This window comes from Actinoplanes sp. NPDC021490, from assembly GCF_055562135.1.
In genome coordinates this window covers 494,121-515,264 of the sequence record NZ_JBVHFW010000002.1, presented here as the reverse complement: position 1 = coordinate 515,264, position 21,144 = coordinate 494,121, and the positions used below count along the sequence as shown (strand labels likewise).

19 protein-coding genes are annotated in these 21,144 nt (G+C 71.1%); 13 read left to right on the top strand and 6 right to left on the bottom strand.

Annotated features, from left to right (window positions below):
* Nucleotides 1-168: 168 nt before the first annotated feature.
* The 5 genes from ACZ3I4_RS06785 (at nt 169) to ACZ3I4_RS06765 (ending at nt 3,370) form a co-directional block, all read left to right on the top strand.
* The gene (locus tag ACZ3I4_RS06785; protein WP_465380894.1) at nt 169-1,068 is read left to right on the top strand and encodes an alpha/beta fold hydrolase; all 900 of its coding nucleotides are present in this window, start codon (nt 169-171) and stop codon (nt 1,066-1,068) included.
* Nucleotides 1,065-1,451: a DUF2255 family protein gene (locus ACZ3I4_RS06780; protein ID WP_465380893.1), complete on the top strand. Its 387-nt coding sequence runs from the start codon at nt 1,065-1,067 to the stop codon at nt 1,449-1,451. Before ACZ3I4_RS06785 ends, ACZ3I4_RS06780 begins: the two co-directional genes overlap by 4 nt.
* A 46-nt stretch (nt 1,452-1,497) precedes the next feature.
* Nucleotides 1,498-2,121 carry a S26 family signal peptidase gene (locus ACZ3I4_RS06775; protein WP_465380892.1) on the top strand — a complete coding sequence of 208 codons (624 nt, stop codon included), beginning with the start codon at nt 1,498-1,500 and terminating at the stop codon, nt 2,119-2,121.
* Between the two features lie 118 nt (nt 2,122-2,239).
* Nucleotides 2,240-2,584, top strand: a complete 345-nt coding sequence (locus ACZ3I4_RS06770; protein ID WP_465380891.1) for a DUF6174 domain-containing protein — start codon at nt 2,240-2,242, stop codon at nt 2,582-2,584.
* Nucleotides 2,585-2,626: 42 nt separating this feature from the next.
* The gene (locus ACZ3I4_RS06765; protein WP_465380890.1) at nt 2,627-3,370 is read left to right on the top strand and encodes a class I SAM-dependent methyltransferase; all 744 of its coding nucleotides are present in this window, start codon (nt 2,627-2,629) and stop codon (nt 3,368-3,370) included.
* A 126-nt stretch (nt 3,371-3,496) separates the two neighbouring features.
* Here the strand turns inward: ACZ3I4_RS06765 and ACZ3I4_RS06760 are convergent, their stop codons facing one another.
* Genes ACZ3I4_RS06760 through ACZ3I4_RS06740 form a run of 5 tightly spaced genes read right to left on the bottom strand, consistent with a single transcriptional unit; the run spans nt 3,497 to nt 8,793 of the window.
* Nucleotides 3,497-3,904 (bottom strand): SRPBCC family protein, encoded by a 408-nt coding sequence (locus tag ACZ3I4_RS06760; RefSeq protein WP_465380889.1) that lies wholly within the window; start codon nt 3,902-3,904, stop codon nt 3,497-3,499.
* An 18-nt stretch (nt 3,905-3,922) separates the two neighbouring features.
* Complete coding sequence (locus tag ACZ3I4_RS06755; RefSeq protein ID WP_465380888.1) at nt 3,923-5,155, bottom strand: phosphotransferase; 1,233 nt, start codon at nt 5,153-5,155, stop codon at nt 3,923-3,925.
* A 43-nt stretch (nt 5,156-5,198) separates the two neighbouring features.
* Nucleotides 5,199-6,734, bottom strand: a complete 1,536-nt coding sequence (locus ACZ3I4_RS06750) for a dihydrolipoamide acetyltransferase family protein (protein WP_465380887.1) — start codon at nt 6,732-6,734, stop codon at nt 5,199-5,201.
* Nucleotides 6,731-7,714, bottom strand: coding sequence for an alpha-ketoacid dehydrogenase subunit beta (locus ACZ3I4_RS06745; RefSeq protein WP_465380886.1), 984 nt, complete (start codon nt 7,712-7,714; stop codon nt 6,731-6,733). Before ACZ3I4_RS06745 ends, ACZ3I4_RS06750 begins: the two co-directional genes overlap by 4 nt.
* Complete coding sequence (locus ACZ3I4_RS06740) at nt 7,711-8,793, bottom strand: thiamine pyrophosphate-dependent enzyme (RefSeq protein ID WP_465380885.1); 1,083 nt, start codon at nt 8,791-8,793, stop codon at nt 7,711-7,713. The genes ACZ3I4_RS06745 and ACZ3I4_RS06740 overlap by 4 nt, the downstream gene beginning before the upstream one ends.
* Before the next feature lie 131 nt (nt 8,794-8,924).
* On the opposite strand from ACZ3I4_RS06740, the gene ACZ3I4_RS06735 reads away from it, so the two are divergent.
* From ACZ3I4_RS06735 to ACZ3I4_RS06725, 3 genes are all read left to right on the top strand, one after another.
* Nucleotides 8,925-9,365 (top strand): Lrp/AsnC family transcriptional regulator, encoded by a 441-nt coding sequence (locus ACZ3I4_RS06735; protein WP_465380884.1) that lies wholly within the window; start codon nt 8,925-8,927, stop codon nt 9,363-9,365.
* 9 nt (nt 9,366-9,374) lie between these two features.
* The gene (locus ACZ3I4_RS06730; RefSeq protein WP_465380883.1) at nt 9,375-10,637 is read left to right on the top strand and encodes a PQQ-dependent sugar dehydrogenase; all 1,263 of its coding nucleotides are present in this window, start codon (nt 9,375-9,377) and stop codon (nt 10,635-10,637) included.
* A gap of 244 nt (nt 10,638-10,881) precedes the next feature.
* Nucleotides 10,882-11,886: a glycoside hydrolase family 6 protein gene (locus ACZ3I4_RS06725; protein WP_465380882.1), complete on the top strand. Its 1,005-nt coding sequence runs from the start codon at nt 10,882-10,884 to the stop codon at nt 11,884-11,886.
* 250 nt (nt 11,887-12,136) lie between these two features.
* Here ACZ3I4_RS06725 and ACZ3I4_RS06720 read toward each other — a convergent pair whose 3' ends face one another.
* Nucleotides 12,137-14,188 carry an HAD-IA family hydrolase gene (locus ACZ3I4_RS06720; RefSeq protein ID WP_465380881.1) on the bottom strand — a complete coding sequence of 684 codons (2,052 nt, stop codon included), beginning with the start codon at nt 14,186-14,188 and terminating at the stop codon, nt 12,137-12,139.
* Between the two features lie 188 nt (nt 14,189-14,376).
* On the opposite strand from ACZ3I4_RS06720, the gene ACZ3I4_RS06715 reads away from it, so the two are divergent.
* From ACZ3I4_RS06715 to ACZ3I4_RS06695, 5 genes are all read left to right on the top strand, one after another.
* A complete protein-coding gene (locus tag ACZ3I4_RS06715) occupies nt 14,377-16,302 on the top strand; it encodes an FGGY family carbohydrate kinase (protein ID WP_465380880.1) in 1,926 nt (641 codons plus the stop codon).
* Nucleotides 16,299-17,189, top strand: coding sequence for a tagatose-bisphosphate aldolase (locus ACZ3I4_RS06710; protein WP_465380879.1), 891 nt, complete (start codon nt 16,299-16,301; stop codon nt 17,187-17,189). The genes ACZ3I4_RS06715 and ACZ3I4_RS06710 overlap by 4 nt, the downstream gene beginning before the upstream one ends.
* Before the next feature lie 60 nt (nt 17,190-17,249).
* Nucleotides 17,250-18,236, top strand: a complete 987-nt coding sequence (locus ACZ3I4_RS06705; RefSeq protein WP_465380878.1) for a LacI family DNA-binding transcriptional regulator — start codon at nt 17,250-17,252, stop codon at nt 18,234-18,236.
* Nucleotides 18,237-18,400: 164 nt separating this feature from the next.
* On the top strand, nt 18,401-19,684 hold the full coding sequence (locus ACZ3I4_RS06700) for a zinc-dependent alcohol dehydrogenase (protein ID WP_465380877.1): 1,284 nt from the start codon (nt 18,401-18,403) through the stop codon (nt 19,682-19,684).
* A 57-nt stretch (nt 19,685-19,741) separates the two neighbouring features.
* Nucleotides 19,742-21,097: an ABC transporter substrate-binding protein gene (locus ACZ3I4_RS06695; RefSeq protein ID WP_465380876.1), complete on the top strand. Its 1,356-nt coding sequence runs from the start codon at nt 19,742-19,744 to the stop codon at nt 21,095-21,097.
* Nucleotides 21,098-21,144 lie beyond the last annotated feature (47 nt).

The following is a 21,144-nucleotide window of genomic DNA, read 5'->3' as shown; positions in this document are numbered from 1 at the left end:
TTGCGAGATCAACATTTGCCGTACCCGTGCGGCCGCCGGTCAATCCGAAAGGTCAGATCGATCGTTTTCTGGCCTGTCGGTGTAGATCATTGCAGACGTCGGCGACCTTCGATCTGCGCTCGTTAATGGGGTGTGGCCCGCCCAGCCGGTCGGCTACGGTCGCCGTTCATGACCTTCATCACGGCCGGCCCGCTACGTCTGTGGACAGAGCGGTTCGGCAATCCCGACCACCCGGCCGTATTGATGATCGTGGGTTCGGCGGCCCAGAGCCTGACCTGCCCCGACGCGCTGGTCGACCGGCTCGTCGCCCGGGGCGTGCAGGTGATCCGCTACGACCACCGCGACACCGGCCGATCCAGCACCGTCGACTTCGACAGGAATCCGTACGGCATATCCGACATGGCGGACGATGCCCTGGCCGTCCTGGACGCGTACGGGCTGGCCTCGGCCCACATCGCCGGAGCGTCGATGGGCGGCGTGATCGCGCAGTGGCTGGCCGTGCACGAGCCCGCCCGCGTACGGTCGCTGACCCTGCTCTCCAGCACGCCGATGGGCTACGACCCCGGCCAGCTCTGGCAGCGCGCGATGAACGGTCAGCCCGCCGACCCGGCCCACCTGCCCCCGCCCGCCCCACACTTCCTGCAGCACCTGGCCGACACCGGTGACACGCCGCCCGGTGTCGAATCCGACGTCGCGCTTTTCCGGGTGATGAACGGCGACGTGCGGCCGTTCGACGAGCCCGCCACCCGGTCGATGCTCGCGCGGTGCTGGGCCCGTGCGGCAGACCCGTCCGCGGCGGCCAACCACAACCGCGCCGTCACCCGGATGACCCGCGACAGGTTCGCGCCGCTGACCGCGATCACCGCCCCCACCGTGATCCTGCACGGCGACCAGGACCCGATCTATGCGGTGGCGCACGGCGAAGCCCTGGCCGCCGCCATCCCGCAGGCCGAACTGCACATCGTGCCCGGCATGGGTCACGTCTACCTCTCGCCCGGCCTGCCGGAGGAACTGGCCGACCTGGTCCTGCTCGATGCCGGCGGGCCGGGAGGCAAGCTTGGGGCATGAGCGAGAACTGGGAAACGGCCGACCTGCGGTCGATCGGGGACAGCGTGGAGCTCGAGATCGCCGTGCGGCGGAAGGACGGCAGCCAGGGACGATGGACGCCCATCTGGGTCGTCTGCGCGGACGGCGAGGTGTTCGTCCGGACCTGGCACCGGCGGGACACCGGCTGGTTCGGCGGCGTCCTCCGGACCGGGCAGGCCCGGATCCGGGCCGGTGCGCTGGAGACGGACGTCGTGGTGGAGGACGTCGGGGAGCGGGCCCGCCCGGCCGTCGACGCGGCCTACCGTGCCAAATACTCCGGCGGCGTCGACGCCATGGTGACGGATGCGGCCGCGGCCTCGACCCTGCGGCTCAGCCCCGCCGGGTCGTACGGGCTCAGCAGTTGACGTCACCGGCCGATCGGAGGACGGGGGAGTTCTCGGAAAGGCAGTGATGCAGGGCAGGAGAATCACCGGCGAGCGCCTGATCCGGTTGCTGCTCGGCGTGCGGACCGCGCTCGTCGCCGGCCTGGTCGGCATGCTGCTGGCCGCCGTGGCCCCCGTCGTGATCGGCTGGCGCAGCACCGTCGTGGACTCCGGAGCGATGGAACCGCTCATCAAGGCGGGCGATGTGGTCGCCGCGGCCCCGATCGACGAGGCCGGAAACGTGGAGCCGGGCACCGTCGTGCTGGTCGAGGACCCGGCCGAGCCCGGACGCCTGCTTCCGGACCGCCTGATCGGCCACGACGACCAGAGCCGCCTGATCCTGCAGGGCAGCGCCCCCGTGCCCGCCGGGTCGCTGCGCGGCGTGGTGCAATTGCGCCTCCCCAAGATCGGCCTGCCCTACCTGTGGGTGCAGCAGGACCGTTATCTGCCCGTCGTGGCCCTCGCCCTGCTTCTGCTGGCGCTCATCGCCTGGCAGCCGCACGATGTCGCCAGCGCCGGGCCGCCGCGCGATGCGCTCCTTGCCTGGCGGCCGCTGGACGCGCTCAACGCCGGGCCGACGCGTGTCCTGGACCAGGCGCCCGCATCTCAGCGCTCCTGGCGGCCTCTCGACAAGGCCCGTTCCGGGCGTTGAATGTCACCGGAACCACCCTCTTCCCGCCTCCGTCCAAGACGCCATGACTTCACGCGGACGCCGGTGGACCGTTGGTGCAGTTCTGTTGGTGGCCGGATGTGGCGGTCCGTCCGAGCCGGTGACCTGGACCGAGCCCGCCGCCTACACGTACGTGCTGGAGTCGTCCTGCGGCGAGCGCGCGCTGATCGGTCGTTTCCGCATCACCGTCGAGAACGGTCAGGTCACCAAGGCCGAGGGCCTCGACGAAGCCGGCCGCCAGATGGTCGCGACCGGCCGCAGCGAACCCATCCCCACCGTCGCCCAGCTGATCGGCCAGCTCAACGAGGCCCGGCGCACGGGCGCCCACCGGGCCGACCTCGAGACCGACGCGGCCGGGAATCCGACGCGCATAGACATCGATCCCGAGAAGAACGCCGTGGACGAGGAATCCTGCTACGCGATCAGTGACCTCACCCCGTCCTGAAACTCGATGGAACCGTCCCGCGGTCCCGCCTAGGGTCGCCGGATGGCCTTCGAGGAGCTCGTGAACGAGGCGGCCGCCGTACCGTTGCACGGGTGGGACTTCCGCTGGCTGGAGGGCCGCACCGCCGGCTCCCAGCCGTCGTGGTCCTACCCCGCGCTCGCCGGTGACCTGCTGCGTGACAGTTCCGCGCTGCTGGACATCGACACCGGCGGCGGCGAGGTCCTGGCCGGGTTGGCGCCGTTGCCGCCCCGCACCACGGCAACCGAGGGCTGGCCGCCCAATGTGCCCGTCGCCCGGGAACGCCTCGCCCCGCTCGGAGCCACGGTCGTCTTCGCGCCCGGCAACACCCTGCCCGTCGCCTCCCGCTCCGCCGACCTCGTCCTCAACCGGCACGGCCGCCTCGACCCGGCCGAGGTCGCGCGGGTGCTCGAGCCCGGCGGAACCCTCCTCACCCAGCAAGTCGGCAGCGACGACTGCGCGGCCGTCAACGAAACGCTCGGCGCCTCCGCCGCGTACGGCCACGACTGGACCGCCGAGGTGGCGGCCGAGCGGCTGGCCGGGGCCGGGTTCTCGATCGTCGACGTCCGCGAGGAGCGGCCGCCGTTCGACTTCTACGACGTCGGGGCGCTGGTCTATCAACTGCGGGCGGTGCCCTGGCAGATTCCCGACTTCACCGTCGACCGGTATCGCCCCGCCCTGCGCCGCGTCGACGCCCAAATCCGGGCCGAGGGCTTCTTCCGCGCGTACGCCCACCGTTTCCTGATCCACGCCCGCGTACCGGCGTAGCGATCCGGGCCCTCGTACCGGTGTAGCGATCCTGGCTGCCGGTGTTGCGGTCCTGGCCCGGGTACCGGTGTAGCGATCCGGGCGCCGGCCGTCGCCCGACGCTGGGGACCCGTTCACTGCCCGAGGTCAAGCGTGCGCCGCCTCCAGAACGTCCTTGATCTCGAGGATGCCGCGTTCGGTCCGCGCCCGCACAGCGCCGGCCATAGGATGCGGCAGCACGTCGGTCAGCCACACCAGCCGGCTCCGGTCGCCGTCGGCGAACACCTGAAAGCTCGCGTGGTGATAGGTCAACGGCATCTTCTGACCCTCGACCACCGCGTACGCCAATCGCCGGTCGTCGTGGTCGACCGACACGATCAGCTCGCGGATCTCTGACCCGTCCGGCATCGTCAGCACCCGCACGTCACCGTCGAGACGGGCATCCGCGACCCGCCCCGGCAGCAGCCGCCGGTGCACCGCCCCGACATCGGCCACCGCCTCCCACACCCGCGACGCGGACACCTCGATGACGGCCTCGACCCTTACTGTGGCCATTGTGGAGCCTCTCCCGTCCTAGGAACGCCGCGCGACCGCAAGTCTCGCCCCCAGGTCGTCCACCCACTGCGCCGGGGTGCCGCCGCCCGGAAGCGGAACACCGGCCTCGCCCCGCCACAACACGTCCCCCAGCACAGCGCGCAGATGCCAGGCCATGACCCGGTCGAGGTCCACGAAGCTCCCGGTCAACCTCTCGTATTCGGCCACAACCGCACCAAACATCTCGGCCCCGCAGTCCGACGGCAGGCACCGCAGGTCGAACTCGGGCTCCCCGGCCGCAGCCGATTCCCAGTCGATGACCAGCCGCAGGCGTCCGCCGAGCCAGAGGTGGTTGTCGCCGTGGAAGTCCCCGTGCACGAGAACGCGCCGCCCCGGCGTGGCCAGGACCTCGTCGGCCCAATCGCACCACGCCACCACCCGCGCACCCCGGCCGGGCCCAACCAGAGCGGGAAGCCGCGCCCGCAGCTCGCCGGTCGACGTGTGGTCGGTTGCCTCACCCAGCTCAACCGCCGCGCGCGCCGGGTCGGTCGTGTTGCCGCCCTCGGTCGTGTTGCGGCCGGGCAGCTGGACTGTAGCGCGCGACGGATCGTTCGTGTTGCGGTCCTCGGTCGTGTTGCGGCCCGGCAACTGGACTGCCGCACGCGACGGGCCGGTCGTGTTGTGGCCCGGCAACTGCACTGCTGCACCCGACGGGCCGGTCGTGTTATGACCGGGCAGCTGGACTTCCGCGCGCGGCTGGACCGTCGTTTTGCCCTCGGTCGTGTTGTGGCCCGGCGACTGGACTACTGCGCGCGCCGGGTCTGCCGTGTTGTGAGCGGGTGGCGAGTCGGCCGCCCGCAGCACGTCGGGGTGGTGCAGCGCCGCCAGCGCGGATGCCAGGTCGCGCGCCGCGGGTTGGGGTGCGAGCTGATGCCGCACGTCGAAGAACGGCACCGCGGGGGAGCGGCGCGTGACGAGCAGGGCCGGCGAGGGAGAAAACGCCACCACCTCGGGCAGCGGCAGGCGCGGGGCCGCCGTTCGCAGCACGTCCAGGATGCGGGCTTGGTGGACGATTCGCCGGGCCGGTGGTTCCGCCCAGGCAAACTTGACCACATAGGCGTCGTCGACCACAGCCGTAGCCGCCGCCCATTCGGGATCGCTGGAACGTTCCAACCCTCGCGGCACGATGGCGCCCCCGGCCAAGGCAGGCGCCACCGTGCGGAGCGCGGCTCGCAACGCTTCGATGGTCGGCTCAGGCAGCCAGCTCAGCATCCGGCGATTGTTGCAGCCTCCCGTTCGTTGCAGGCCGCGAACGTCACAGTCTCGCGATCGCCGAGGCGGGGTCCTCGATGGCGTCGGCGACGCTGCGCATGAAGCCGGCCGCCGTGCCGCCGTCGCAGACCCGGTGATCGAAGACGAAGCTCATCTGCGTGATCTTGCGGACGCAGATGGAGCCGTCCACGACCCACGGGCGGTCGAGGATGCGGCCGAAGCCGAGGATCGCCACCTGCGGATGGTTGATGATGGCGGCGCTGCCGTCGACCCGGAAACCGCCGTAGTTGTTGAGCGTGAACGTGCCGTGGCCGAGCACCGTGCCCTGGCGCGCGCTCTCGGTCACCCGGCGGATCTCCGCGTCGAGGCCCGCCGTGGTCAGAGCGCCGGCATCGGTGACGGCGGGAACGACCAGACCCCGGTTTCCCTGTACGGCGATGCCGAGATCGATGCGCTCGAGTTCGACGACCTCCTGGCGTTCGGTGTCCACGCGCGAGTTGAGCACCGGGTATTCGCGCAGCGCGGCCACGGTGAAGCGCGCGATGTAGGCGAGGATGCCGGGGCCGGGGCGCGTGGCCTCGCGTAGTTCCCAGAGCCGGGTGGCGTCGACGTCGACCCAGACCGTGGCCTCGGGGATCTCGGACCGGCTGCGGGTGAGCGCTGTCGACACTGCCTTGCGGAAACCGCTGAACGGCACCCGCCGCTCCCCGGGGGCCGACGAGACACCGGTGTCAGGCGAAAAAGGCGGCTCGGGAGCCGGGGACGAGACACCGGTGTCACGGGCCGGGGCGGACAGCGCCCGCTGCACATCGGCCCGCACGATCAGCCCGTCCGTCCCGCTGCCGACGATCGATTTGAGGTCGACACCGGTGTCACGAGCCAGGCGGCGCACCAGCGGCGAGATCACGCGAGGCACCCGCAAAGCAACAGGAGAAACTGACACCGGTGGCATGGCTGAGAGCGCCGATGCCGCCGGTGAAACAGCCGAGCTCGTCACCGGTGACATGGACGCGGCGGCGGCCGGGACGGGAACGGACGCGGCGGAAACCGGGACGGCGGCGGGCACCGGGGCAGGGGCGTCGGCGGGGGCAGGGACGGCGGCGGGCATCGGGGCAGGGGCGTCGGCGGGGGCAGGGACGGCGGCGGGCATCGGGGCAGGGGCGTCGGCGGGGGCAGGGACGGGCGCGGCAGGGGCAGCAGCAGGGACGGGGGCGGCAGTAGCGGCTCGGGGACGGCGACGGCGGGTCGGGGCCGTGGAGGCGCCCGCGGTGCCGTAGCCGATCAGCACGTTGCCCGACCCGGCCCGCTCCTCCTCGCGATAGGTCTCGCCGGCCGACTCGTTCCGGGCCACCGTCAGCAGCGGCTTGCCCACCTCGAGCACGGACCCCTCGGGCGCGTGCCGGGTCGCGACCCTCCCGGCGTACGGGGTCGGCACCTCCACCAGCGACTTCGCCGTCTCCACCTCGACGACGGGCTGGTCCACCGACACCGTCTCACCCTCGGCCACCAGCCACCGCACGACCTCGGCCTCGGTCAGTCCCTCGCCCAGGTCGGGCAGCGTGAAGACCTGCTCGCTCACGAGTCCTCCCACTGCAGGTCGTCCACCGCGTCCAGCACCCGGTCGACCCCGGGCAGATACAGGTGCTCGTACTTCGGCGGCGGGTACGGGATGTCGAACCCGCTCACCCGCCGGATCGGGGCGGCCAGGGAGTGGAAGCACCGCTCGGTGACCCGCGCGACGATCTCGGACGACACACTCGCGAAGCCGGCCGCCTCGGCCACGACCACCGCCCGCCCGGTCGAGCGCACCGCCGCGCACACCGTCTCATCGTCGAACGGCACGATCGAGCGCAGGTCGACCACCTGCAGGCTGCGCCCCTCGCGGTCGGCGACCTCGGCCGCCTCGAGAGCCACGGTCACGCTCGGCCCGTACGCGATCAGCGTCGCGTCGGTGCCCTCCCGCCGGACGACCGCGCGCCCGATCAGGGGCGAGGGCCGCAACGACACTTCCTCCTTGGCCCAGTACAGCTTCTTGGGCTCCAGGAACACGACCGGATCGGGCGAGGCGATCGACTCGCGCAGCAGCCCGTACGCGTCCTCCGGGGTCGCCGGCGTGACCACGTGCAGCCCGGGCGTGTGGGCGTAATAGGCCTCGGACGAGTCGCAGTGATGCTCCACGCCGCCGATCCCACCGGCGTACGGGACCCGGATGACCATGGGCAGCGCGACCCGCCCGAGGGTGCGGTTGCGCATCTTGGCGACGTGACTGACGATCTGCTCGAACGCGGGGTAGGCGAACGCGTCGAACTGCATCTCCACGACCGGGCGCATGCCGTTCATCGCCATGCCGACCGCCACGCCGACGATGCCGGCCTCGGCCAGCGGGGTGTCGAAGCAGCGGTTCTCGCCGAACTCGGCCGTGAGCCCGTCGGTGACCCGGAAGACGCCGCCGAGCGCGCCGACGTCCTCTCCGAACACGACAACGGTGTCATCCTCGGCCATCGCGTCGCGCAGCGCCCGGTTGAGCGCCTGCGCCATGGTGAGTTTCTCGTGGCTCATCCCACCGCTCCTTCCCGGGCGAGCTCGTCGGCCAGCAGGGCCTGTTGTTCCCGCAGTTGCGGCGTCGGCGTCGCGAAGACGTGCTCGAACAGCCGCGCGGGAACCGGCGTGATGTCGCGGTTGAGGCCGTCGCGCAGATGGGCGGCCACCCGCTCGGCCTCCTCCTCCAGCAGCGCGACCTCGGCCGGCGGCAGGTCGAGATGAAGGGACAGGCGGGTGATCGGATCCCGGGCCACCCAGGCCTCCACCTCGGCCGGCGTGCGATACCGCGTGGCGTCGTCGGCGTTGGTGTGCGCCTGCATCCGGTACGTGTGCGCCTCGATCAGCTGCGGCCCCTCGCCGGCCCGGGCCCGCGCGACGGCTTCGCCCAGCACGGTCAGCAGCGCGGCCACATCGTTGCCGTCCACCCGTTCGCCGGGGATGCCATAACCGATTCCCTTGTACGCCAGGGACGGCGCCGCGGTCTGCCGGGCGAGCGGCACGCTGATCGCGTACTCGTTGTTCTGGATCAGGAACACCACCGGGGAGCGCAGCACCGCGGCGAAGTTGAGCGCTTCGTGGAAGTCGCCCTCGCTGGTGCCGCCGTCGCCGCAGAGCGCCATCACCACGGTCGGCTCGCCGCGCAGGCGGGCGGCGTGCGCGACCCCGACGGCGTGCGGGAGCTGGGTGGCCAGGGGAGTGGCGTGCGGGGCGACCCGGTGCTCGTACGGGTCCCAGCCGCAGTGCCAGTCGCCCTTGAGCAGGGTCAGCGCCTCGACCGGGTCGACGCCCCGGCCGACCGCGGCCACAGTGTCGCGGTACGTCGGGAACAGCCAGTCGCCGTCGTCGAGCACCTGGGCCGCGGCGACCTGGCAGGCCTCCTGACCGTGCGACGACGGGTAGACCGCCAGCCGGCCCTGCCGGACCAGGGCGTACGCCTGGTCGTTGAGCCGCCGGGCGGTGATCAGGGCGGCCAGGGCCTGACGCAGTTCGGCGTCGGAGGGGAAGACGCGGCCCGAGTCGGCGACGGGGTGGCCGTCGATGCCGATCAGGGTCACCGGGGTGCCCGAGGGCAGAAGGTGGTGTGTGTCACCTGTCATGACGCCATGCTTGTAGCGTTGCCATTTGGATTCCAGTGCTGGCGCGGAACCGAGAAAGAGTTCGTCAAGTGCGGTCCCTGAGCGGCCGAACGTCCAACGATCACGGCCCTGTGGGCGGGGAGGCAAGACAAGTGGCCAACGACCTCGACGACATCGATCGGCAGATCCTGGCCGAGCTCACGCACGACGGACGGCTGTCGATGCGCACCCTGGCCGAGCGGCTGCACATTTCCCGGGCCAACGCGTACGCCCGGGTCGAGCGGCTTCGTACGGCGAAAGTGATCCGCGGGTTCCGCGCGGACGTAGACCATGTCGCGGCGGGTCTTCCGACCACGGCGTACGTGACGGTGAATCTGAATCAGGCCGAGTGGCGTGACGTGGCCGAACGGCTGCGCTCGCTGCCCGGTGTCGTGCACATCGCGCTGGTCGGCGGCGAGTTCGACGTGATCATGCTGGTCCGGGCCGAGGACAACGCGGCGCTGGGCCGGCTGGTGCTCGACGGGATCCAGGGCATGCCGGGCGTCGTCAACACGCGGACGCTGCTGGTCTTCGAAGAGGCGGAACCGGGGTAAAGGATGCGAATGAGAGCAATCGTGGGTGCGGCGGCGGCCGTGGGACTGCTGGCCGGAGTGGCCGCCTGTTCCGGCGACGAGCCGGCCGCGGCCCCGAAACAGACCGTTTCGGCGTCGGCGGCGGTCGAGGTGCCGGCGCTGGCCGAGACCGAGGTGCGAGGCGGCGACGGGCATCGGATCAAGGCGCCGCCGGGCTGGACGGTCAGCGTGTGGGCGCAGGTGCCGGGGGCGCGGCTGCTGGCCTGGACGCCCGACAAGCGGCTGCTGGTGTCGCGGCCGGAGTCGGGCGACGTGCTCGTCATCGATCAGCAGCAGCGGCAGCAGCCCCTGGTGGAGGGCCTCAATCAACCCCACGGGCTGGCCTTCGACGGCGACACGCTCTATGTGGCCGAGAGTGATCAGGTCGATGCTTTCCCGTACGCCGCGGGCCGGGCCGGCGACAAGCGCGTGGTCATCGGTGACCTGCCCGACGAGAAGAGCCCCGAGCTGGGCGGCAAGTACGCGCACGCGCTCAAGAGCGTGGCCGTCGGGAAGGACGGCTCGATCTACGTCTCGATCGGCTCGACCGGCAACATCTCGGCCGAGGACCGCGAGGCCCGGCCCGAGCGGGCGGCGATCCTGCGGGCGCGCAAGGGCAAGCCGGCCGAGACCTTCGCGCGGGGCGTCCGCAACGGCACCGGCCTGGCCATCGACCCCGACGGCGGGGTGTGGACGGCCGTCAACAACCGGGACAACATCGCCAACCCGAAGAACGGCGACGTCGAGGAGTCGTACGTCAACGACCACCCGCTCGAGCCGTTGGCGCTGCTCACCGAGGGGCGTGACCTCGGCTGGCCGTACTGCAACCCCGACCCCGACCTGGACAACGGCGAGATCAGCTACACCGGACGCCCGTTCGTGCGCGACGTGCAGACCAACCGGAACGGCGCGAAGCTCGACTGCTCGAAGCTGAAGCCGTCCGAGCAGGGCATGGGCGCGCACTCGGCGCCCCTGGGGATGAGCTTCGTCGCCGATGTGCCGGGCGGCTACGGCCCCGGCGCGCTGGTCGGCATCCACGGCTCGTGGAACCGTCAGCCGCCCCGCCCGCCCGAGGTGTCGTTCTTCGCCTGGCGGGACGGCACGCTCGGCCCGCAGCAGACCCTGCTGAGCGGCTTCCAGCGCGAGGACGGCTCCCGCTGGGGCCGCCCGGTGATGGCGGTCCAGGGCCCCGACGGCGCGATCTATGTCAGCGACGACCAGGCCGGCGCGATCTACCGGGTCGCCTCGTCCTGACCTGCGAAGGGCCGGCCCTTCCCGTCATTGGCGGGCCTGCCACCGTCCGGCGCGGCACGACGGTAACGTTCCCTCCGAGAGCAAGGACGTGCAGCGTGGGCGGCCCGGCGACGTGACGCACGTTGTCGCGCCCGACGGAGGACGGATTGGCCATCAGCATCCCGGAGACGAAGGCCCTCGTGCCGTTTCTTGTCGTCGACGACCGGGGCGTGCCCTCGGTCGCCCGGTGGGTGCGGGTCGCCTAGTGGCTCGTCATCGTCGGGGCCGGCTTGTCGTGCTCGCGGCCGGGCTGGCCGGGGTGCTGACGGCGACCTGGCTGATCGTCAAGCCGGACACCCCGGCTCCGGTTCCTTCGGCCAAGCCGTCGCCCTCGGTCGCTCCTTCCCTGTACGTCGAGCCGGCCGGCCCCGCCGTCGAGCAGGTCAGGGCGTACGAGGCCGCGGGCCGGACGGCCGACGCCGCGCTCATCCGCAAGATCGCCACCCGTCCGGTGGCCGCCTGGTTCGCCGACGAGCAGGTCACCCGGGCCCGGGAGGTCACGGCGGCGGCCGCGGCGGCAGGCCGGCTGCCCGTGCTGACCCTCTACCACATCCCCGGACGCGACTGCGAAAGCCACTCGGCGGGCGGCGCGAGCAGCCCCGCCGCTTACTCGGCGTGGATCCGCTCGATGGCGGCCGCGCTGGCCGGCCAGAAGGCCATCATCATCCTCGAGCCCGACTCGGTCGCGCAGGCCGTGCAGGGCTGCCTGAGCAACGCCGAACGCAACGCGCGCTACGCCCTGCTCGCCACCACGATCGACACGCTGAAGAAGAACCCGGGCCTGCGCGTCTACCTGGACGGCGGCAACTCGGGCTGGATCACCGACACCACCCGGATGAGCGACGCGCTCAGGAAGGCCGGCGTCCAGCGGGCCGACGGTTTCGCCCTCAACGTCGCCAACTTCGAAACAACCAGGAGCAACATCGCGTACGGGACCAGGTTGTCGAAAAAACTGAACGGCGCCCACTTCGTCATCGACACCAGCCGCAACGGCAACGGCCCAGCCCGCAAAACAGCCGGCGACGACCACTGGTGCAACCCACCGGGCCGCGCCCTGGGCGACCCGCCGACCCTGTCCACCGGCCACAAACTCGTCGACGCCTACCTCTGGATCAAACGCCCAGGCGAATCCGACGGCGCCTGCGGCGACGGCGCCCCGGTGGCCGGCCAGTGGTGGCCCAAATACGCCCTGGAACTGGCCCGAGGCTGACGGCTCGGGTGCGCCCTGGAGCTGGCCCGGGCTGACGGCTCGGGTGCGCCTTGGAGTTGGCCTGCGGCTGACGGTCCGATACGTCCTGGAGTTGGCCTGCGGCTGACGGTCCGATACGTCCTGGAGTTGGCCTGCGGCTGACGGTCCGATACGTCCCCGAGTTGGCCTGCGGCTGACGGTCCGGGTGCGCCCTGGAGTTGGCCCGGGGCTGACGGCTCGGATGCGCCCTGGAGTTGGCCCGGGCTGACGGTCAGTGCCTGGCCTCAACCCGGACCTGGCCGCCGGCCGAGTGGATGCGCAAGCGGTCGAGACCGTCGACGATCACGTCGGCCTCGCCCAGCTCGTGCGCAGGGGAGGTTCCCGTCACGGCGAGCACGGTGCAACCCGCGGCCCGGGCCGAACGGATGCCGGCGGGCGCGTCCTCAACGGCCAGGCAACGCCGGGGATCGACACCCAGCCGCCGGGCAGCCAGCCGGAACGGCTCCGGATCGGGCTTCCCCACCCGTACGTCATCGGCCGTGACCATCACCTCCGGGACGGGCAGACCGGCGCCCCGCAGCCGGGCGGTGGCCAGCACGGCCGAGCCGGAGGTGACGATCGCCCGTCGTTCCCCAGGCACGGCGGCGAAAAACTCGGCCGCGCCCAGTGTGGGGCGCACGGTGGCCGAGTCGGCGATCTCGATGTCGAGGATCCGGGCCAGCCCTTCGGCGGTGCGTTCCGGCGGCAACAGAAGTGTCATGAGGGCACGGGCGGGCCGGCCGTGATTCTGCGCAACCAGTTGCGTGTCGACGCCGGTCTCGACCGCGAACCGGCGCCACGACCGCAGAACCGAGGCCGTCGAGTCCGCGAGGGTGCCGTCGAGGTCGAACAGGACCGCATCGAAGTCTTGGTCGAACAGCCCGTAAGCCCCAGGCCGCCCTCCCTCGACGCGCCCCTCACCCACCCTGACTCCTTCGGCTCCGGGCCTTTCCTGCGCCGCGTGGTCGCGTTCCCCGGCCGAGCCGTTGCCGCCGGGCTTTTCCTGCGCCGCGTGGTCGTGTTCCCCGGCCGAGCCGTCGCGGCCGGGCCGTTCCAGCGACGTCTTGGCGTGTTCGCGTGTCGGGCTGCTGGTGTGCCATGCCGCAACATGCTTTCCGTTCGCCGCGTGGTGGTGCGCGTGAGTCGAGCCGTCGATGTTGTATCCCGGTTGCGCGGTGCGTCCGCGGTCGTGAGTCGGGCTGTTCGCCTCCCGTGCCGTGCCACGCCTTGCGTCCGCCACGTGGTCGTGGTCGTGGTCGTGTGCCGTGCCGGCCGTGCCAGGTCCTTCTTGCGCCGCCTGGTCGCGGCCGTGTGCCGTGCCGGCTTGCACCGCCTGGTCGCGGTCGTGTGGCTTGCCGGCCGTGCCGGGTCGTTGCTGTGTCGTCTGGTCGTGGTCGTGGTCGTGGTCGTGGTCGTGGTCGTGGTCGTGGTCGTGGTCGTGGTCGTGGTCGTGTGCCGTGCCGGCCGTGCCAGGTCCTTCTTGCGCCGCCTGGTCGCGGCCGTGTGCTGTGCCAGCCGTGCCGGCTTGCACCGCCTGGTCGCGGTCGTGTGGCTTGCCGGCCGTGCCGGGTCGTTGCTGTGTCCTCTGGGTGCCGTCGCGTGGTGAGCCGGTGGCCTCCTGCGCTGTGTCGTTTCGTTGTTGGGCCCGGCCGTCCCGTTCGGGTGCTGAGCCGATTTCGGCCGGCGTTGCGGTGGGCGCGGCGGAGCGGGAGCCGCGCTGGATGGGGACTCTCAGGCTCAGGGCGACCACCGCGCGCAACAGTTGCTGGGTTGTGGTCAGTTCGGCGTCGATCTCGATGACCGGAACGGCGGGTGGGATGAACGGTTCGGGCACCCGGTGACGGTCACGCGGTTCCGTGCGAGTGGCCCGGCGGGAGGCCAGCAGATCGTCGGCGCCGCTGAGGTGGATGACACGGAGGTCATCGCCGACGGCCTCGCGCAGGCGGGTCCACTCGGGGCCGCCGCGTAGTTCGGCGGTGAAAGGGGCCACCAGGACGGCGCAGTTGGCCGTGCTGATGACGTCGCGGGCCGTCGCGCACAAGGCCGCATATCGACCGGCGCGGATGACGGCGGCGTGTGGTGAGGCGAGCCAATGGCCGCCGAGCGATTCCGGCGGAAGCGCGTCCAGCAGGGGATTCGTGACCGAGTCGAGGTCGAGCAGGGGAGCGGCCAGGGTCGTGGCCAGGGCTCGGCCCAGCGTGGACTTGCCGCTGCCGGCGGCGCCGGAAACGGCAACGACGAGACGCTCGGGCTGTTGACAATCCGTCGAGGGGGGCCACATCATGAGCGTCATGTTACCGGTGTCATGGACGTTGACGACACCGGTGACATGACTCAAATGTCAGCGGCCGGTGAAACGCCCTCGGGGTGAACCCGGCCCGTCTGGTCATGAATCAATTCAGAAAGCGGCGGTGTCATGTCTTGTCATGACACCGGTGACACGACCATCCTTCAGCGGTCAGGAGAACGCGCGTGGTGAATCCGGCACGTCTGGTCGCGGGCATCGATCTGGGCAGCACCGGCCTCAAGATGCTCGTCACCGACGAGGCGGGCAGCGAGATCACCGCTGCTCAGGTGCCGACGCCGTGGCGCTCCGGGCCCGGCGGCACGACCGAGATGGACGCCGGTGAGCTGCTCGCCGCCGTCCGCGAGCTCATCACCACGGTCGCCTGCCGCCTCGCCGATGTCACCGATGTCGCGATCGAGGTCATCGCCCTGGCCGGCATGGGTGAGACCGGCATGCTGATCGACGCCGACGGCGTACCGATCGCCCCCGCCTACGCCTGGTTCGATCCGCGCGGTTCCGAGCAGGCCGCGGCCTTCCCCGAGCGAATCCGAGCCGACTTCGCCGGCCGCACCGGCCTGCCGCTCGGCGCCCAGGTCAGCGTGGCCAAGCTGGCTTACCTGCGCGACCAGGGCGTCCGCCTGCACGGAACGCGCTGGCTCAACCTCCCGGAGTTCGTCGCCGTCGCCCTCGGTGGCACCCCCGTCAGCGAATACTCCCTGATCTCGAGGACCGGCCTGCTCGACCAGGACACCGGCCTGCCGTGGCCCGACATGCTCCGCGAGTTGGGGGTCGACGAATCATTTTTGCCCCCGTTGGTTCACGCCGGCACCCGACTCGGCCAGGCCGGCGGCCCGACCCCGAACGGCCTCGACGGCCCGACCCCGAACGGCCTCGACGGCGCGTTCGCAGCCGGATTCGACGATGACACCGGTGACGGCCTCGCTGACGGCTCCCGCGACGGCCTCTCCGGCGACCTCGCCGATGGTCCCGCCGTTGGTTTCCGCGACGGCAGCTCCGGCGACCTCGGCGATGGCCTTCCCAGTGTTGCCGGCGCTTTCGGTCCTGTCGGCGCTTTCGGTCCTGCCGGTGCACCCGCTGGTCCCGGTGGTGGCTCGGGCGACGTTCTCCGCGGTGGCCCTGTCGGTGGCTCCCGTGACGGTTATGCCTCTGGCTCGGGCGAAAGTTTCCGCGGTGTTCCTGCTGGTGATTCACGCGGTGGTCTTGGCGGTGGCTCCGACGACGTACTCCGCGCCGGTTCCGGCGCCGGTGCCCGCGGTGATCTCGGCGTCGACCCCCGCGATGGTCGCGGCGTCGACCCCCGCGATGGTCGCGGCGTCGACCCCCGCGGTGGTCTGGGCGGCAACCCTCGCGGTGGTCTTGGCGGCGGTCTCGGTCTGAGCGCGATCGGCCCGCTGCCCGCCAACGTCGCGGGGGCGATGCTCACCGTGGCCGGCCACGACCATCTGGTTGCGGCCGAAGCCACTGGTGGCCTTCCGCCGAGCCACTATCACGTCTCGCTGGGCACGGCCGAGGTGCTGCTGCGGGTCATCGACGCGCCGCTCGGGTTCGAGGCCCGCTGCCGGCTGGCCGAGCATCTCATCAACGAGGTGCGCCACGTCGTGCCGGGCAAGCACGTGCTCGTGGCGGGGGTGAAGACGGGCCTTCTGCTGCGCCGCGTGTTGCAGGGGGCCGGCATTCAGGACCGGGCCGGGCGGGACGCGCTCGATGCCGCGGTGATGGCTCTGCCGTACGAGGGTGGGCTGCCCGACGGCGCGATCGAGGTGGCGGGGGCCCGGAACGACGACGGGGTTCTCAAGCTGACCGTACGGGCCGACGGGATCAGCCCGGCCGAAGTGTTCGGGGCGGTGCTGCGGCACAGCAACGACGAGATCGCGCTGCTCGTCGAGGCCATGGACCGCGAGCTGCCGGCCGCGTCGACCTCGACCCTCACCGGCGGCTGGGCGGGCATGGCGGCTGTCCGGCGTGCCCGCGCCCACGTTCTGCCCGCGATGACCGCCTCGACCCGCGAGGAAGAGACCGCGTACGGCGCCACCCGCGTCGCCGCACGACTGCTGAGCACCATCCCACCGAAGATTGGAACCGCACCGTGAACCCGCTGACCACCCTCGAACGTCGCGGCATGTCCGCGATCTCCACCCCGGGCGGCCGGATGCTCATCGTCGCCGCCGACCAGCGCAACGGCATGAAAGCCGCGATGAAGGACGCGCCGGGCGGCCCCGACTCGATCAGCCGGGAGGAACTGGCCGCGGCCAAGGCCGACCTGCTGCGCTACCTGGCCAACAACGCGCCGGCGATCCTGCTCGACCCCGAGGTTGCGCTGCCGGCGGTCGTCGACGACGGGGTGCTGGCCCGGGGCACGTCGCTGGTCGTGGGCATGGACGCGTCGGGTTACGAGACCGTCGACGGCCTCCGGTACGCGCAGTACGTGCCGGGAATGACGGCCCGCCGCGTACGGGAACTCGGGGGTGATGTGGCCAAGATGCTGTGGCACATCCGGCCCGACAAGCAGGGCCCGGACTCGCGGGTGGCCGAGGAGATGCGCGAGCTGGTCGCGGCGTGCGCGGACGAGGGTCTGCTGCTCATCGTCGAGTTGCTCACCTATCAGCTCAAGGGCGAGAGCGAGGAGGAGTACGCGGCCAAGTTCCCCCAGCTGGTGGCCGACGGTGCCAAACTGGCCGTCGAATGCGGCGCCAAGGTGCTCAAGCTGCAGTACGCGGGTTCGGCCGAGGGCTGCGCGGCCGTCACCGCCGCGGCGCAGGGCGTGCCGTGGGCCGTGCTGTCGGCCGGCGTCGACCACGAGACGTTCCTGGGTCAGGTCGCCACGGCCATGGCCAATGGCGCGGCGGGGGCGATGGCCGGGCGGTCGCTGTGGAAGGACAGCCTCTCGGTGTCGCACGATCTCCGCAAGGATTACCTGACCAAGCGGGCCCTGCCTCGTCTGCACGAACTTGCCGATGTGGTGGACGGGCGTAACTGAGCACGTGCCGCGGCCGGTCCGATATGCTGCGTCGGCGCTGACGGACGTGCGGAGGTGACCATGGCGACGATGCGTGACGTGGCTGCCCGTGCGGGAGTGTCGGCCAAGACGGTCTCCCGGGTGTTCAACGAGGACCCGCACGTGCTGCCCGAGACCCGGGCGCACGTCGAGCAAATCATGCGGGAGCTCAATTACGTCCCCAATGTTCTGGCCACCACGTTCCGGTCCGGCAAGACGTCGGCCATCGGCATCGCGGTGCCTGACATCGTCGACCCGTTCTTCGCCGCGATCGCCCGTGCGGTCGACGACGTCGCCCGCAAGCGGGGAGTGGCCACGCTGCTCACCAATCTGGGCGACGACCCGGCCCGCGAACGTGACGTGCTCGAGTCGCTGCTCAGCCGGCGTCTCGCGGGGCTGATTGTCGCGCCGATCGGCACCGACCACTCGTGGCTCAAGCGGTGGACCGACAACACCCCGGTGGTGTTCGTCGACCGCTCGCCGACCGGTCTGGCGGCCGACATCTTCACCGACAACGACGAGGCCGGCGGTTACCTGGCGACGGGTCACCTCATCGACCACGGTCACAGGCGGATCGCGTACGTCGGGGACAGCTTCCACCTGTCGCCCGAGGTGAACCGTCTCGCGGGCTATCGCCGTGCCCTCGAGGAGGCCGGCCTTCCGTTCGACCAGGCGCTCGTGGCCTCGTACGTCAAGGATCGCGAGTCGACTCAGGAAGCGGTGGCCCGGCTGATGGCGCTGCCGGAAAGGCCCACCGCGGTCTTCTCGTCGAACGCGCGCAGCTCGATGCTGTTGCTGCGCGTGCTGCCGGAGGAGTCGGTGGCGGTGGTCGGCTTCGGTGACTTCCCGATGGCCGACCTGCTGCGGCCGGCCCTGACGGTCGTGGATCAGGATCCCGACCAGATCGGCCTGCTGGCCGCGACCCGTGTGTTCGAGCGCGCCGATTTCCCGAAGCGGCGGCTCAAGCGGACCAACATTCTGGACGTCACGCTCATCGAGCGCGAGTCCTGCAAGGTCGCCAAGCCGTAAAGCGGCACGCCCCTCTTTGAGCTGGGCAATCTATGTCATGACACCGATGACATGATTCCGAAGAATTACCCATGACACCGGTGACAAACACCGGTGACATGACCTACTGTGCGTTTCAACCGAGTTAACAAGTGGTTCCGCTCACAGGCCCTGGAGGAGTTCGCATGAAGCCGTTCGCCGCTCGCCGGGCCGTTGTCACCGGGCCCGGCCAGGTCGAGATCCAGCCCGCCGATGTGCCGCAGGCCGGGCCGGGCGAGGTCGTCATCCGCATGCGGATGACCGGCATCTGCGGCTCGGATGTGCACGCCTTCCACGGCCGCCACCCGTTCGTGTCGCTGCCCTACAGCCCCGGCCACGAGATCTACGGCGTGGTCGAGGCCAGCGGCGGCCCCGCGGTGGCCGACAGCCCCGCGGAGGGCGACCGCTCCGTAGGGGCCGACGGCGCCGTGGTGGCCGACAGCTCCGCGGCGGCCAACAGCCCCGCGGCAGTCAACAGCCTCGCGGCGGGCGGCAAGCCCGCGGCGAGCAGCGGCTCCGAGGCGGGCAGCAGCTCCGGGCCGGCAGAAAACCGCAACGCGGGTGACGGCTCGGGCGACGACCTCGCGTCGGGCAACGGCCTCGCGTCGGGCAACGGCCTCGCGCCGGGCAACGGCCTCGCGGTGGGAACCCGGGTCGCGGTTGAGCCGATTTTCGCCTGCGGCCACTGCAAATACTGCCGGGACGGTCGCTACAACCTCTGCGCGACCATGACGTTCTTCGGCTGCACCACCCAGCACGGCGGCCTGGCCGACTACCTCGTCGTCCCGGCCGACCGCGCGATCCCCCTGCCCGACGCGGTCAGCGACCTGGCCGCTGTCCTCGTCGAACCGCTCTCCACCCCCGTCCACGCCGTCCGGCTCGCCGGCCCGGACCTCACCGGCAAGACCGTCGCCGTGCTCGGCGCCGGCACCATCGGCCTGCTCACGCTGGCCGCCGCGCGTCACGCCGGCGCCGCGCGGATCGCCGTCAGCGACCTCAACCCCGGGAAACGAGACCTGGCCCGGGCGCTCGGCGCCGACTCCGTGCACGACGCGGCGTCACCGGCGATGGTTCAGGACATCCGCGACGACCTCGGCACCAGCGCGGACGTCGTGTTCGACTGCGTGGCCGTGCAGAGCTCGGTCGACCAGGCCGTCGCCATCGCCGTCAAGGGCGGCACGGTCGTGATCGTCGGCGTTCCGGCCGCGCCGGTCACCGTTGCGCTGCCCGAGATCCAGGACTTGCAGGTCCGGATCCAGGGCAGCGCGACCTACACCCGGGACGACATCCGGACGGCCATCGGCCTGCTCGCCTCGGGCGCGGTCGAACCCGAGCGGATCGTCACCGCCCGCTACCCGCTCGACGAGATCGGCGAGGCGTTCGCCGCCGCGTGCAGCGGCCGCCACGTGAAAGTCGTCGTCACCGCATAAGCAGTTCCACCCCCACCAGCCCTCCCCGGCTGATACACGCATTCTGGAGGTCATTTCATGTGGAAATCGAGAGCAGCCATAGCCGCCGCGGCGGCCTGTGCGCTGGCGTTGTCCGCCTGTTCGGGCGCCGGCACGTCGGATGACACGAGCTCCTCGGAGGGAGCTCAGGAGATCACGGTGCTGATGGTCGGCAACCCGCAGATGGAGGACATCCAGAAGCTGACCGCCGACAACTTCACCAAGCAGACCGGCATCACCGTCAAGTACACGATCCTGCCGGAGAACGAACTGCGCGACAAGGTCACCCAGGACGTCGCCAACCAGGGCGGCCAGTACGACGTGGTGACCATCGGCGCGTACGAGGTGCCGATCTGGTCCAAGAACGGCTGGCTGCACGAGCTGTCCACCCAGATGGACGCGGACGCCAGTTACGACAAGGCCGACCTGCTCAAGCCGATGGTGACCGTGGCCAGCGGCGAGGACGGCAAGATGTACGGCGCCCCGTTCTACGGCGAGTCGTCGCTGCTCATGTACAACAAGGAGATGTTCGAGGCCAAGGGCCTCACCATGCCGGAGAAGCCGACCTGGCAGCAGGTGGCCGACCTGGCCGCCAAGGTCGACGACAAGGCCAACGGCGTGGCCGGCATCTGCCTGCGCGGCCTGCCCGGCTGGGGCGAGGGCATCGCGTCGCTCACCACGATCGTCAACACGTACGGCGGCACCTGGTTCGAGAAGGACTGGACCCCGAAGCTGAACGCGCCGGAGTTCAAGGAAGCGACCAAGTTCTACGTCGACCTGGCCCGCGCGCACGGCGAGCCCGGTGTCGCGCAGTCCGGCTTCACCGAGTGCCTGAACATCTTCAGCCAGGGCAAGTCGGCCATGTGGTACGACGCCACGTCGGCCGCCGGCACGGTCGAAGACCCGAACGCCTCCAAGGTCGCCGGCAAGGTGGGTTACGCGTACGCCCCGGTCAACAAGACGGACTACAGCGGCTGGCTCTGGTCGTGGGACTGGGCGATGCCCAAGACCACCAAGAAGGCCGACGCCTCGTGGAAGTTCATCAGCTGGGCCACCAGCAAGGACTACGAGCAGCTGGTCGGCAAGGAGCTCGGCTGGTCGCGCGTCCCGGCCGGCAAGCGCACCTCGACGTACTCGATCCCGGAGTACAAGGAGTCGGCCAAGGCGTTCGCCGACATCACGCTGGACTCGATCGCGAACGCCGACCCGGTGAACCCGGGCCTGCAGCCCCGGCCCGCCACCGGCGTCCAGTTCGTGGCCATCCCCGAGTTCCAGGATCTCGGCACCAAGGTGTCGCAGGAGATCGCGGCCGCGCTGACCGGCCAGAAGACGGTCGACCAGGCGCTGAACGACGGTCAGAAGCTCGCCGAGGCCGTGGCGAAGAACTACAAGTAGTGCTCGCGGGCGCGCCGGGCCGAGTCCGGCGCGCCCCCCGCGGAAGG

Bases quoted from the DNA above. Each gene is read 5' to 3' on its own strand.
- ACZ3I4_RS06720 (WP_465380881.1), bottom strand. From the start codon at position 14,188: ATGATGTGGCCCCCCTCGACGGATTGTCAACAGCCCGAGCGTCTCGTC.
- ACZ3I4_RS06760 (WP_465380889.1), bottom strand. From the start codon at position 3,904: ATGGCCACAGTAAGGGTCGAGGCCGTCATCGAGGTGTCCGCGTCGCGG.
- ACZ3I4_RS06780 (WP_465380893.1), top strand. From the start codon at position 1,065: ATGAGCGAGAACTGGGAAACGGCCGACCTGCGGTCGATCGGGGACAGC.
- ACZ3I4_RS06775 (WP_465380892.1), top strand. From the start codon at position 1,498: ATGCAGGGCAGGAGAATCACCGGCGAGCGCCTGATCCGGTTGCTGCTC.
- ACZ3I4_RS06730 (WP_465380883.1), top strand. From the start codon at position 9,375: ATGAGAGCAATCGTGGGTGCGGCGGCGGCCGTGGGACTGCTGGCCGGA.
- ACZ3I4_RS06765 (WP_465380890.1), top strand. From the start codon at position 2,627: ATGGCCTTCGAGGAGCTCGTGAACGAGGCGGCCGCCGTACCGTTGCAC.
- ACZ3I4_RS06785 (WP_465380894.1), top strand. From the start codon at position 169: ATGACCTTCATCACGGCCGGCCCGCTACGTCTGTGGACAGAGCGGTTC.
- ACZ3I4_RS06700 (WP_465380877.1), top strand. From the start codon at position 18,401: ATGAAGCCGTTCGCCGCTCGCCGGGCCGTTGTCACCGGGCCCGGCCAG.
- ACZ3I4_RS06695 (WP_465380876.1), top strand. From the start codon at position 19,742: ATGTGGAAATCGAGAGCAGCCATAGCCGCCGCGGCGGCCTGTGCGCTG.
- ACZ3I4_RS06755 (WP_465380888.1), bottom strand. From the start codon at position 5,155: ATGCTGAGCTGGCTGCCTGAGCCGACCATCGAAGCGTTGCGAGCCGCG.
- ACZ3I4_RS06705 (WP_465380878.1), top strand. From the start codon at position 17,250: ATGGCGACGATGCGTGACGTGGCTGCCCGTGCGGGAGTGTCGGCCAAG.
- ACZ3I4_RS06745 (WP_465380886.1), bottom strand. From the start codon at position 7,714: ATGAGCCACGAGAAACTCACCATGGCGCAGGCGCTCAACCGGGCGCTG.
- ACZ3I4_RS06740 (WP_465380885.1), bottom strand. From the start codon at position 8,793: ATGACAGGTGACACACACCACCTTCTGCCCTCGGGCACCCCGGTGACC.